At 60.1% G+C, this 13,412-nt stretch carries 7 protein-coding genes and 2 pseudogenes; 6 read left to right on the top strand and 3 right to left on the bottom strand.

Features of this window, described 5'->3' with window-relative positions:
* Positions 1-123 precede the first annotated feature (123 nt).
* A complete protein-coding gene (gene acrD, locus CWM58_RS13305) occupies positions 124-3,237 on the bottom strand; it encodes a multidrug efflux RND transporter permease AcrD (RefSeq protein WP_100681089.1) in 3,114 nt (1,037 codons plus the stop codon).
* Positions 3,238-3,610: 373 nt separating this feature from the next.
* Between acrD and aegA the strand changes: the two genes are divergently transcribed.
* From aegA to CWM58_RS13290, 3 genes are all read left to right on the top strand, one after another.
* Positions 3,611-5,593, top strand: coding sequence for a formate-dependent uric acid utilization protein AegA (gene aegA, locus CWM58_RS13300; protein WP_100681088.1), 1,983 nt, complete (start codon positions 3,611-3,613; stop codon positions 5,591-5,593).
* Positions 5,594-5,651: 58 nt separating this feature from the next.
* A complete protein-coding gene (gene nudK / locus CWM58_RS13295) occupies positions 5,652-6,248 on the top strand; it encodes a GDP-mannose pyrophosphatase NudK (protein WP_074387884.1) in 597 nt (198 codons plus the stop codon).
* Between the two features lie 63 nt (positions 6,249-6,311).
* Positions 6,312-7,358 carry a DUF1176 domain-containing protein gene (locus CWM58_RS13290; RefSeq protein ID WP_061153704.1) on the top strand — a complete coding sequence of 349 codons (1,047 nt, stop codon included), beginning with the start codon at positions 6,312-6,314 and terminating at the stop codon, positions 7,356-7,358.
* Here CWM58_RS13290 and tkt read toward each other — a convergent pair.
* Both tkt and tal read right to left on the bottom strand, forming a co-directional pair.
* A complete protein-coding gene (gene tkt, locus CWM58_RS13285; protein ID WP_100681087.1) occupies positions 7,348-9,342 on the bottom strand; it encodes a transketolase in 1,995 nt (664 codons plus the stop codon). The genes CWM58_RS13290 and tkt overlap by 11 nt on opposite strands.
* A gap of 16 nt (positions 9,343-9,358) precedes the next feature.
* Complete coding sequence (gene tal, locus CWM58_RS13280; RefSeq protein WP_061153706.1) at positions 9,359-10,315, bottom strand: transaldolase; 957 nt, start codon at positions 10,313-10,315, stop codon at positions 9,359-9,361.
* A 294-nt stretch (positions 10,316-10,609) separates the two neighbouring features.
* On the opposite strand from tal, the gene maeB reads away from it, so the two are divergent.
* The 3 genes and pseudogenes from maeB to CWM58_RS13265 form a co-directional block, all read left to right on the top strand.
* Positions 10,610-12,889, top strand: a complete 2,280-nt coding sequence (gene maeB / locus CWM58_RS13275) for an NADP-dependent oxaloacetate-decarboxylating malate dehydrogenase (RefSeq protein ID WP_100681086.1) — start codon at positions 10,610-10,612, stop codon at positions 12,887-12,889.
* A 90-nt stretch (positions 12,890-12,979) separates the two neighbouring features.
* Positions 12,980-13,177, top strand: a pseudogene (locus tag CWM58_RS13270) (BMC domain-containing protein); the annotation flags it as partial.
* A pseudogene (locus CWM58_RS13265) lies at positions 13,170-13,409 on the top strand (helix-turn-helix domain-containing protein); the annotation flags it as partial. The pseudogenes CWM58_RS13270 and CWM58_RS13265, both read left to right, overlap by 8 nt.
* Between the last annotated feature and the right edge of the window lie 3 nt (positions 13,410-13,412).

Genomic DNA, 13,412 nt, shown 5'->3' with positions numbered 1-13,412 from the left:
CCGCAATGTGAGCAGGGGAATAACGCGAAGTAAATAAGCGCGTCATGGTTCTGAACACATAAAGAAGGCGACCTTAATGGTCGCCTTTTCTGTTATTACACCTCGCCGCCAACGCCCGACGTTTTATTGCGCACGCTCTTTCAGCGGAAAGCGACGGCGTACCAGCACAAAGAACAGCGGCACGAAAAAGATGGCCAGTACGGTGGCAGAGATCATCCCGCCCATCACCCCGGTACCGACCGCATGCTGGCTGCCGGAGCCGGCACCGGTGCTGGTCGCCATCGGCAGCACGCCGAAGATAAACGCCAGCGAGGTCATCAGGATGGGGCGCAGACGCTGACGGCAGGCCGACAGCGTGGCGCTGAGCAGATCCTGGCCTTTCTCGTTCAGCTCGTTGGCGAACTCAACGATCAGAATGGCGTTTTTCGCCGACAGGCCGATCACCGTCAACAGGCCCACCTGGAAGTAAACATCATTCTCCAGGCCACGCATCCAGGTCGCCAGCAGGGCGCCAATCACCCCGAGCGGGACCACCAGCATCACCGAGAACGGCACCGACCAGCTTTCGTACAGCGCCGCCAGGCACAGGAACACCACCAGCAGCGAAATCGCGTACAGTGCCGGCGCCTGAGCACCAGAGAGGCGTTCCTGGTAGGACATGGCGGTCCATTCGAGGCCAAAGCCGGTTGGCAACTGTGCGGCCAGCTTCTCCATCATGTCCATCGCGGTGCCGGTACTGATACCCGGCGCCGCCTCACCGACGATCTCCACCGCCGAGTAGCCATTGTAGCGTTCCAGACGCGGTGAGCCTGTCTCCCAGCGTGAGGTGGCGAAGGCCGAGAACGGCACCATCGTGCCGCTGCTGTTGCGGACATACCAGAGATTAATATCGTCAGGCAGCATCCGGTATTTCGCCGCTGCCTGGACGTAGACTTTCTTCACCCGGCCGCGATCCATAAAGTCGTTGACGTAGCTCGACCCCCACGCGGTTTGCAGCGTATCGTTGATGTCGTCAATGGAGACGCCCAGCGCCTGTGCTTTACGCTGATCGATATCGACCTGCAGCTGCGGGCTGTCGTCGAGCCCGTTATGGCGGACGCGGGTCAACAGCGGGTTTTTGCCGGCCAGTTCAAGCAGCGTATCGCGTGCCGCCATCAGCGCATCGTGCCCTTTACCGGCGTGATCCTCCAGCTCCATATCGAAGCCTGCCGAACTGCCGAGGCCGCTGATGGCCGGCGGGCTGCTGGCGATGACTCGCGCTTCGTTGATCTGATTAAACGCTTTGGTGGCGCGTTCAATAATGGCAAAGGAGGAGCCGGTTTCCGGGTCGCGCTGGTCCCAGTCTTTGAGACGCACAAACATGCGGGCCACGTTCTGCCCGTTGCCGCCGGGGCCGGAACCGACGGTGGCAAATACCGACTCGACGTTCTGCTTCTCATTATTGAGGAAGTAATCTTCCGCTTTTTGCACTACTTTCAGCGTCTGCTGCTGAGTAGCGCCGCTCGGCAACTGGACCGAGGTGGTGAACATCCCGCGATCTTCCAGCGGCAGGAACGAGGTGGGCAGATGCAGGAACAGGAACACCATCCCGCCGAGCAGGACGACGTAGATCAGCATCCAGCGCAGCGAGCGGTGAAGAATTTTGCCGACAAAGGTTTCATAGCGGCTGGCGCTGCGGTTGAAGGTGCGGTTGAACCAGCCGAAGAAGCCTTTTCTTTCATGGGATTCACCAGGCTTAACCGGCTTGAGCAGCGTCGCGCAGAGGGCCGGGGTGAGGATCATGGCCACCAGCACTGAAAGGACCATCGCCGCGACGATCGTGATCGAGAACTGGCGATAGATGGCCCCGGTGGTGCCGCCGAAGAAGGCCATCGGCACAAACACCGCCGACAGCACCATGGCGATCCCCACCAGCGCGCCTTGAATTTGCCCCATCGATTTGCGGGTCGCCTCGCGGGGCGACAGGCCTTCCTCGCTCATGATGCGCTCGACGTTCTCCACTACCACGATGGCGTCATCCACCAGCAGGCCGATTGCCAGCACCATTGCGAACATCGTCAGGGTATTGATGCTGTAGCCACAGGCATACAGCACCGCGAAAGTACCCATCAGCACCACCGGTACGGCAATAGTAGGGATCAGGGTCGCGCGGAAGTTCTGCAGGAACAGATACATCACGAGGAAGACCAGCAGGATCGCCTCCAGCAGCGTTTTGACCACGTCGGTGATAGAGGCTTTCACAAAGGAGGTGGTCTCGTAGGCAACTTTATATTCCAGACCGTGAGGAAAATACTGCGACAGCTCATTGAGGCGATTGATCACGCGCTCCGCCGTGGCCATTTCGTTGGCGCCGGAAGCAAGCTTAATTCCCAGGCCCGAAGCGGCCTGCCGGTTGTAGCGGCTGAGGTAGTCGTACTTTTCTGCCCCCATCTCGACGGTGGCGACATCGCCCAGCGTCACCTCTGAACCATCCTGATTGACGCGCAGGGTGATATCACGGAATTGCTCCGGGGTTTGCAGCAGCGATTGCGAGTTAATGGTGGCGTTTAGCGCCTGCTTATCGACCGAAGGCGTCCCGCCTAGTTGGCCGACGGCAATCTGGGCGTTCTGCGAACTGATGGCGTCGGTCACATCCTTGGTGGTCATCTGGTAGCTGTTGAGCTTCGCCGGGTCGAGCCAGATGCGCATTGAGTATTGCGAGCCGTAAGCGTCGATATCCCCCACGCCGTTGACGCGGCTGAGCGGATCCTGGATGTTACTGGCGACGTAGTCGGCAATATCTTGTTTATCCATGCTGCCGTCGGTGGAGACGAAGGCGAGGGTCAGGATATTGGTGTCGCCGGTCTTGCGCACCGTCACCCCCTGGTTTTGCACCGCCTGCGGCAGTTTACGCATCGCCGACTGCAGCTGGTTCTGAACCTGCTGCACGGCTTCATCCGGGTCGGTACCGGCGGTAAAGCTGAGCGTGATCGTCGCCTGGCCAGTGGCGCTGCTCTGGGATGACATATACATCAGATTATCGAGGCCGGTCATATTCTGCTCGATAACCTGGGTGACGGTATTTTCCAGGGTTTGCGCGGAGGCGCCGGGATAGTTAGCGGTGATCCGCACGTTCGGCGGGGCCAGGTCGGGGTACTGTTCAACCGGAAGCGACAAAATGGCAAGGGTGCCCGTCAGACATAACAGGATTGCCAGTACCCACGCAAAAATGGGGCGATCGATAAAGAAATTCGCCATCAGAATAAAGACCTCATATGCACATTTTTTTGTTATTGCACAGCCTGTGCCACTTTAGCGCCAGCGCCTCCGGCAATCGTGGAGAAATTAAGGAGATAGTGTAATTTATCATGTTGCTTTTGCCGTATCGTAAAGAAACATCGAACTTTCCTGTCAGCAGGCAGACATTCAGCTTCTCTGCCGCAGCCGGGGCGCATTATCCCTTGCCGGTGTGAAACCTCATTTCAGTTAAGTCAAAAAAATTGATCCAAAACGGATTCTCTCCAGAAAAAGTTTATCCTGGGCATTTGGACATTGTTCCGGCGCCGTCTTGTCGGGTAATAAATAGGCATGCGTATTGAGGGGTTATTTACCAATAAGACAAAAGGAAGCCATGAACCACTTTATTTTGAGCGATAGTCGAAAATGTATCGGCTGCCAGGCCTGCGAAGTGGCCTGCGTAATGGCGCATAACGAGGAGCAACACGTGCTGACCCCGCAGCGCTTTTTGCCACGTATCACCGTCATCAAAGCGGAGGGCCAGCGTAACGCTATCACCTGCCGCCACTGTGAAGACGCCCCCTGCGTCCGCAGTTGTCCCAACGACGCTATCGCCCAGTCCGGCGACAGCGTTCAGGTCAGTCAGGAGAAATGCATTGGCTGTAAATCCTGCATGGTGGCCTGCCCGTTCGGGGTGATGCAGGTGGTGGTGACGCCGCAGGCTGCAGGCCAGGTAAAGGCCAGCGCGCAGAAGTGCGATCTGTGCCAGGGCCGCGAGGCGGGACCGGCCTGTGTGGAAAACTGTCCCGCGCAGGCGCTGACCCTCGCCGACGATGAGACATTGACCACGCTGGCGAAGCAGCGGCGTTTGCGCTCGGCATGCCAGGAGGCGCAGCCATGGCAGCGCGGTACGCCGCCCTGCAGCCAGCCCAATGCTGGCGCGAAGGCCAGGCAAATGGCGATGACGCCGCCGCGCGGGGAGCCGGATAAGCTGGCGGCGGAGGTGCGTAAGAGCCACTTTGAGGAAATCTATCAGCCGTTCACCCCGACGCAGGCGCAGCAGCAGGCCGCCCGCTGCCTCACATGTGGGGAACACAGTATTTGCGAATGGACCTGCCCGCTGCATAACCATATTCCGCAGTGGGTCGAGCTGGTTAAGGCGGGGGATATCGCCGCCGCGGTCGCGCTTTCCCATCAGACCAATTGCCTGCCGGAGATCACCGGTCGCGTTTGTCCCCAGGACCGGCTGTGTGAAGGTGCCTGCACCCTGCGCGATGAAAGCGGCGCAGTCACCATCGGCAACATTGAGCGCTATATTTCCGACCAGGCGCTGGCCAGCGGCTGGCGTCCGGACCTCTCGCAGGTTAAGCCGAGCGGTAAGCGGGTGGCGATTATCGGCGCCGGGCCGGCCGGGCTGGCCTGCGCCGATGTGCTGGTGCGTCACGGCGTACAGCCGGTGGTCTTTGACCGTCATCCGGAGATCGGCGGTCTGCTGACCTTCGGCATCCCGGCGTTCAAGCTGGATAAATCGCTGCTGGCCCGGCGGCGGGGGATTTTCAGCGAGATGGGTATCCGCTTTGAGCTCAATTGCGAGGTGGGGAAAGATATCCCCATGGCGACGCTGCTGGCCGATTATGACGCGGTGTTCGTTGGCGCCGGAACTTATCGCTCCATGAAGGCGGGGCTGCCGAACGAAGAGGCCCCCGGCGTCTACGATGCGCTGCCGTTTCTTATCGCCAACACCAAACAGGTGATGGGGCTGGCGGCATCGGCTCAGGAGCCCTATATCAACACCGCCGGGCTGAACGTCGTCGTACTGGGTGGTGGCGATACAGCGATGGACTGCGTGCGCACCGCGTTGCGCCACGGCGCCCGCCAGGTGACCTGCGCCTATCGGCGGGATGAAGCCAACATGCCGGGCTCGAAAAAAGAGGTCAAAAACGCCCGCGAAGAGGGGGCGGTCTTTGAGTTTAACGTCCAGCCGGTGACCCTGGAGCTGGACGAGAGCGGGCGGGTGAATGGGGTACGTTTTCTGCGCACCGAACTGGGCGCCCCGGACGCGGGAGGAAGACGCCGCCCGACGCCGATCCCCGGCAGTGAGTTTGTTATGCCGGCAGATGCGGTGATCATGGCCTTTGGCTTCCACCCGCACCGCATGCCCTGGCTGGAAGCGGCGGGCGTGGCGCTGGACAGCCAGGGGCGCATCAAAGCCGGCGTCGAGAGCCGTTACCGTTACCAGACCAGTCAGGAGAAGATCTTTGCCGGCGGCGATGCCGTGCGCGGCGCAGACCTTGTAGTGACGGCGATGGCGGAAGGCCGTCACGCGGCGCAGGGGATCCTTGACTATCTGGCGCTGAAAACGACGCCGCTTCACTGACGACAAACCCGGCCCCGCAGCGTAGTATGAGGACGTCCTTTTACGCTGTGGGGTCGGTATGTCACTCAATATTCACGTCATTAAAGATAAAATCCTCTCTGAAAACTGGTTCGTGTTACGCAACATGACCTATGAGCTGACGCGCGAGGATGGCAGCGTCGTGCGCCATAAGCGCGAGGTCTACGATCGTGGCAACGGCGCTACCGTGCTGCTGTACAATCGCCGCAAGCAAACGGTGGTCCTGGTGCGTCAGTTTCGGGTCGCCACCTGGGTCAATGGCAATCATGACGGCATGCTGATTGAAACCTGCGCCGGGCTGCTGGATAACGACGAACCGGAAGCGTGCATTCGTAAAGAGGCGGTGGAAGAGACCGGCTATGAAGTGGGTGAGGTGCGTAAGCTGTTTGAGTTGTTTATGTCGCCAGGTGGCGTTACCGAAGTGGTGCATTTCTTTATCGCTGAGTACAGCGATGCGCAGCGAACCACCAGCGGCGGCGGGGTGGATGATGAAGCCATCGAGGTGCTGGAACTGCCCTTTAGCCAGGCGCTGCAGATGGTTGCTAATGGGGAGATCCGCGACGGTAAGGCGGTCATTCTGCTGCAGTATCTGCAAACCTCCGGCCTGATGTCGGGGAACTCTGACAAATCCGATTGAGTAAGCGGCTGCCGTTGTCCAGGATAGGCGCCGTGGTCGGGTTTATCTGGGGTCGGGCGGTTCATGCTTTTTCGCATCATTTATTTCCTCTTTCTGGCGGTGCTGCCTTGCTCGCAGGCATGGTCGGCACCGACGCAGCAGCGCTTCAACGACTGGCAGGTCACCTGTAACAACCAAAATTTCTGCGTCACCCGCAACGTGGGGCTGCATTATGGGCTGGTGATGACCCTCAGCCGCAGCGCCGGGGCGGTGACTGATGCCAGCCTGCGTATCGAACTGGGTGGCACCGGCAATCCGGTGGCGACGCTCGCGCCAATAGCGCCGCGCCTGCTGCTGGATGGCAAGCCGTTGTCCCTGACCGACAAGCGCTGGCACATTGAAGATAAGCTCATTAAAACCGGCGACAGCGTGACGATCGATGCGTTTCTCCAGCAGGTTCAGGAGGGGAAAACGCTCTCGCTGGCCAATGGCCTGCAGAGCATCTCCCTGCAGGGGCTGAAAGCGGCCCTGTTTTTTATCGACGATCGGCAAAAGCGGGTAGGCAGCGAAACGGCCTGGGTCGGTAAAGGGGAAGAGCCACCGCTCAGCGTACCGCCGGCCCCGGCGCTGCGCGCGGTGGCGACCGCGGAAACAGCGCAGTCGCCGCTGGGGCGTGAGGAGCTCAACGATCTGATGGACTACGGTAATGAGCGGATGAACAACAGTAACTGCTCCCTCGATCCCTTCCGCCGCGAAATTCGCGTTACTGCGCTGACGGATGACAAAGTGCTGCTGATGACCAGCTGCGAATCCGGCGCGTACAACACCGTCTGGCTGGCCTGGCTGGTCTCCCGCCAGCGGCCCTATGTCGCCCGTCAGGTGCGGCTGACGCTGCCGTTTCAGCCGCCGGGCGAGGCGCCGCGGGAGATCGAGCTTATCAACGCCAGCTATGATGATCGCCGCCATGAGCTGGTGACCCTGGATAAAGGCCGCGAGGCCGGCGATTGCGGGATCCAGACCCGCTGGCGTTTTGACGGCCAGCGGTTCAGTCTCTCCCGCTACGCGCAGCAGCCGACGTGTGATAACTGGCAGGGGCCAGACGCCTGGCCCACGCTGTGGATCACCCGTTAAGCACCTGCTCCGCAGTGGCGACGATATGGTCGACCGTAAAGCCAAAGAACGGGAACAGCTGCTCCGCAGGCGCGGATTCACCATAGCCGGTCATGCCGACGATCTTGCCTTTTAAGCCGACATATTTATACCAGTAGTCCGCTATCCCGGCCTCGACCGCCACCCGGGCGCTGACGTCCGACGGCAGTACCGACTCGCGCCAGGCCTCATCCTGGGCATCAAACACATCGGTGGAAGGGAGCGAGACCACCCGCACATTCACCCCGTTCGCCAACAGTTTTTCTGCGGCCAGCACGGTGATCTCCACTTCCGAGCCGGTGGCGATGAGGATCAGGTCGGGTTTACCGCCAGCATCTTTCAGCACGTAGCCCCCCCGGGCGATAGCCTGCACCTGATCTGGGGTGCGCGGCATCTGCGCCAGGTTTTGTCGCGACAGGATCAGCGCCGTTGGCCCATTCTGGCGCGCAATGGCCGCCTGCCAGGCGACGGCGGTCTCCACCTGATCGCAAGGGCGCCAGGTGCTGAAGTTCGGCGTCAGTCGCAGACTGGCCAGCTGTTCCACCGCCTGGTGGGTCGGGCCGTCTTCCCCGAGACCGATGGAGTCATGGGTATAGACCATGATCTGCCGGGCCTTCATCAGGGCCGCCATGCGCGCGGCGTTGCGGGCGTACTCCACGAACATCAGGAAGGTCGAGGTATACGGAATGAAGCCCCCGTGCAGGGCGATACCGTTGGCCACCGCGGTCATGCCAAATTCGCGCACCCCGTAGTGGATATAGTTACCCGCAGGATCGTCTTTAATCGATGTCGAGCCAGACCAGATGGTCAGGTTACTCGGCGCGAGATCCGCCGAACCGCCCAGCAGTTCCGGAAGATGTGGGCCGTAAGCGTTCAGCGCGTTTTGCGAGGCCTTGCGGCTGGCGATTTTCGCCGGCTCGGCCTGCAGTTTCGCCACGTAGTCGCGGGCGGTTGCGGCAAAGTCTTCCGGCAGGGCGCCATCCATGCGGCGGGTCAGCTCAGCGGCTAGCTCCGGGAACTGCTGCTGGTAGGCGGCGAATTTCTCATTCCAGGCGTGCTCGGCTTTCTCGCCACGCGGACGCGCATCCCAGCCCTGGTAGATCTCTTTCGGGATCTCAAAGGGCGGATATTTCCAGCCCAACTGCTGGCGGGCCAGGGCCACCTCTTTTTCGCCCAGCGCCGCGCCGTGAGACTCTTCCGACCCCGCTTTGTTGGGCGAACCGAAGCCGATAATGGTCCGGCAGATGATCAGCGACGGCTTATCTTTCACCGCCTGTGCTTCCGCAATGGCCTGTTTAATGGCCTGTGGATCGTGGCCATCAATGTCGCCAATAACGTGCCAGTGATAGGCGCGGAAGCGTTCCGCCGTATCATCGGTAAACCAGCCGTCGGTTTTGCCGTCGATGGAGATGCCGTTGTGATCGTAAAAACCGATCAGCTTACCGAGTCCGAGCGTGCCGGCCAGCGAACTGGCCTCATGGGAGATCCCCTCCATCAGGCAGCCATCGCCCATGAAAACCCAGGTGTGATGGTCAATAATCTCATGCCCAGGACGGTTAAACTGTGCCGCCAGGGTGCGTTCGGCGATGGCCATGCCGACGGCGTTCGCCAGCCCCTGGCCCAGCGGGCCAGTGGTCGTTTCCACCCCGGGGGTATAGCCATGTTCCGGGTGGCCCGGTGTTTTAGAGTGCAACTGACGGAACTGCTTGAGTTCTGACAGCGGCAGATCGTAGCCGGTCAGGTGCAGCAGACTGTAGAGCAGCATCGACGCGTGGCCGTTGGACAGAATAAAGCGGTCGCGGTCCACCCAGCCAGGGTTCTGCGGATTGTGCTTGAGAAAATCGTTCCACAGCACTTCGGCAATGTCTGCCATCCCCATTGGCGCACCGGGGTGGCCGGAATTGGCTTTCTGCACCGCATCCATACTCAGGGCGCGGATGGCGTTGGCAAGCTCTCTTCGGGACATAGTTTTCTCCGTGAGACTAAAGTGACAGTTTGGCGGCAAGCAGATCTTCCAGTTTGCGTTGATCGACGGCGAACAGGCGGATCCCTTCCGCCAGCTTTTCGACCGCCATCGGATCCTGATTATGTTCCCAGCGGAACTCCGCCTCGCTGAGTGGCACCGGGCGCGGCAGGATCTGGCTGGCAGGGATCAGTTTGCGCACCACCGGGGCGTCGCTGGCCTGCAGCTCTTTTAACAAGGGCGGGGCGATGGTCAGCCGGTCGCAGCCGACCAGGGCGAGGATCTGTTCGGTGCGGCGGAAGCTGGCGCCCATCACGATGGTGGTGTATTTATGCTGTTTGAAGTAGTCATAGATATTGCGTACCGATTTTACCCCCGGATCTTCCTCAACCACGTAAGGATCCAGCGGTTTACGCGCCTGATACCAGTCATAAATACGCCCGACGAAAGGGGAGATCAGATAGACCCCGGCTTCGGCGCAGGCCCGGGCCTGGGCGAAAGAAAACAGCAGCGTCAGGTTGCAGTGGATCCCCTCTTTCTCCAGCGTCTCGGCGGCGCGGATCCCCTCCCAGGTGGATGCCAGCTTGATCAGGATCCGCGACTTATCAATGCCCATCTCCTGATACAGCGCCACCAGGTGGCGCGCTTTCTCGATACTTTTCTCCCGGTTGAAGGAGAGCCGGGCGTCCACCTCGGTGGAGACCCGGCCCGGAATACTTTTGAGGATCTCCGCGCCAAAGTTCACCGCCAGCTTATCGCAGGCGTGAGCCACCTGCGCTTCGCGTCCGCCTCCTTGCTTTTTGGCCCAGGCGATGGCGTCGTCGATGAGCCCGCTATAGGACGCCAGCCCGGCGGCCTTCAGCAGCAGAGAGGGGTTGGTGGTGGCGTCTTCCGGATGATAGTGGCGAATGGATTCGATATCGCCGCTGTCGGCGACTACGGTAGTAAATTGCTTAATGCTGTCTAGCTGATTCATGGATAAGTCCTCCTGGAACAAGGTGTTACATGAGTGCTTGCCGGTATGCGGTATAAATATTGATGAGGTACATAACCAAAAAGCATAGCAGACGGGGCTATTATTGGCGGCGAATCCGGGTAACATAACCGCTATAAATTGATAACAACCAGATCATAGCGATGACCAGAGTTTGGCGGTGTTCAAAGTTTATTGCCCCGCCAGGAGGGATACTGTCTGCCACTGAAAGGTGAACGACAGGATGGTCATCACGCTTTTCCCCTACGAACGATACGTGAAAGAAAGGAATATAAAATGGATGAGCAGTTAAAACAGAGCGCCCTCGACTTCCACGAATTTCCGGTTCCCGGAAAAATCCAGGTTTCGCCGACCAAACCTCTCGCCACCCAGCGCGATCTGGCGCTGGCCTACTCGCCGGGCGTCGCGGCCCCCTGTCTGGAAATCGAAAAAGATCCGCTGGCGGCCTACAAATACACCGCCCGCGGCAACCTGGTGGCGGTCGTCTCCAACGGCACCGCGGTGCTGGGGCTGGGCAATATCGGCGCGCTGGCCGGCAAGCCGGTGATGGAGGGTAAAGGCGTCCTGTTTAAGAAATTCGCCGGCATCGATGTGTTTGATATCGAAGTCGATGAGCTGGATCCGGACAAATTCATTAACGTCGTCGCCGCTCTCGAGCCGACCTTCGGCGGTATCAACCTGGAAGATATTAAAGCGCCGGAGTGTTTCTACATCGAGCAGCAGCTGCGCGAGCGCATGAATATTCCGGTTTTCCATGACGATCAGCACGGCACGGCGATCATCAGCACCGCGGCGATCCTCAACGGCCTGCGCGTCGTCGAGAAGAACCTGTCCGACGTGCGGATGGTGGTCTCCGGCGCGGGCGCGGCGGCTATCGCCTGCATGAACCTGCTGGTGGCGCTGGGCATGCAAAAGCACAACATCGTGGTCTGCGATTCGAAAGGCGTCATCTATAAAGACCGTGAGCCGAACATGGCGGAAACCAAAGCCGCCTATGCGGTGGAAGACGACGGCAAACGCACGCTCGACGATGTGATCGACAGCGCGGACATTTTCCTCGGCTGCTCTGGTCCGAAAGTGCTGACCCCGGAGATGGTGAAGAAGATGGCGCGCGCGCCGCTGATCCTCGCCCTGGCTAACCCGGAACCGGAAATTCTGCCGCCGCTGGCGAAGCAGGTCCGCGATGACGCCATCATCTGTACCGGCCGCTCCGACTACCCTAACCAGGTCAACAACGTGCTCTGCTTCCCGTTCATCTTCCGCGGCGCGCTGGACGTCGGCGCGACGGCGATCAACGAAGAGATGAAGCTGGCGGCGGTGCATGCCATTGCCGAGCTGGCCCATGCCGAGCAGAGTGAAGTGGTGGCCTCCGCCTACGGCGATCAGGATTTAAGCTTTGGCCCGGACTACATCATTCCGAAACCGTTCGACCCGCGGCTGATCGTTAAAATCGCCCCCGCGGTGGCGAAGGCGGCGATGGACTCCGGCGTGGCAACGCGCCCGATCGCCGATTTTGACGCCTATATCGAGAAGCTGAGCGAGTTCGTCTATAAAACCAACCTGTTTATGAAGCCTATCTTCTCTCAGGCGCGCAAAGAGCCGAAGCGCGTGGTGCTGGCGGAAGGGGAGGAGACTCGGGTGCTGCATGCCACTCAGGAGCTGGTGTCGCTGGGGCTGGCCAAACCGATTCTGGTGGGGCGTCCGAGCGTGATTGAAATGCGCATCCAGAAGCTGGGTCTGCAGATCAAGGCCGGCGTTGACTTTGAGATCGTCAATAATGAATCCGACCCGCGGTTTAAAGAGTACTGGAGCGAGTACTACCAGCTGATGAAGCGCCGCGGCATTACCCAGGAGCAGGCGCAGCGGGCGGTGATTAGCAACACCACGGTGATTGGCGCCATCATGGTTCATCGCGGTGAAGCGGATGCGATGATCTGCGGAACTATCGGCGAGTACCACGACCACTACCGCGTGGTGCAGCCGCTGTTTGGCTATCGCGATGGCGTCAGTACCGCCGGGGCGATGAATGCGTTGCTGCTGCCGAGCGGCAACACCTTTATCGCTGACACCTATGTGAATCACGATCCATCGCCGGAAGAGCTGGCGGAGATCACCCTGATGGCGGCGGAAAGCGTGCGTCGCTTCGGTATTGAGCCGCGGGTGGCATTGCTGTCGCACTCCAACTTTGGTTCCGCCGACTGCCCGTCAGCCAGCAAGATGCGCAAAACCCTTGAACTGGTGAAGGCGAGCGCCCCGGAGCTGATGATCGATGGCGAAATGCATGGCGACGCCGCGCTGGTGGAAAGCATCCGCAACGATCGCATGCCGGACAGCCCGCTGAAGGGGTCGGCTAATATTCTGGTGATGCCGAATATGGAAGCCGCCCGTATCAGCTACAACCTGCTGCGCGTCTCCAGTTCGGAAGGGGTGACCGTCGGGCCAGTGCTGATGGGGGTGGCGAAGCCGGTGCATATTCTGACGCCTATCGCCTCCGTACGCCGCATTGTGAATATGGTGGCGCTGGCAGTTGTCGAAGCGCAAACCGAACCGCTGTAATCTCTTTTTTCATGTTAATGCGCGGAGAGTTTTCCGCGCACAATATCAGGCAGGCCGGCGAGTAAAAACGCTGAGCCTGCCTTTTTTAATCCGCCGCTGGAGGCGACGTTCGGCATCGATGCGGCGATGAAGTCGTCCGACGTTCGGCTGGTGACCTACGTCCCGCCGCCGTCGGAAACCAACTATTCGGCCGCCTTTTTGACGGGAAGCCCGGCGGCCTGTAAAGCCGCCTGCAACGCCTTTACCGATGCCGTTCTCGATATTGCCCGTCATCCTGTTCAGCCTGCAAAACGCCTTCCATGCGATTCTGGGGATTGGCCCCAACGCCTGGCTCAAACGGATCCGTCTGAACGCCGTACGACGGGAGCTGATAAGTCCCTGGTCAGAGCGGGAGACGGTCAAGGAGGCGGCCATGCAGTGGGGATTCTGGCATCTGGGGCAGTTCGCCACCGACTATCAGCAGCTGTTTGCTGAGAAACCGTCGATGACGCTGCACCATCGCCTGCGCCAGTGGGTGTGAGCG

The organism is Klebsiella sp. H-Nf2, from assembly GCF_002806645.1.
GTDB lineage: Bacteria > Pseudomonadota > Gammaproteobacteria > Enterobacterales > Enterobacteriaceae > Klebsiella > Klebsiella variicola.
This window is presented reverse-complemented; position numbering and strand designations above follow the sequence as displayed.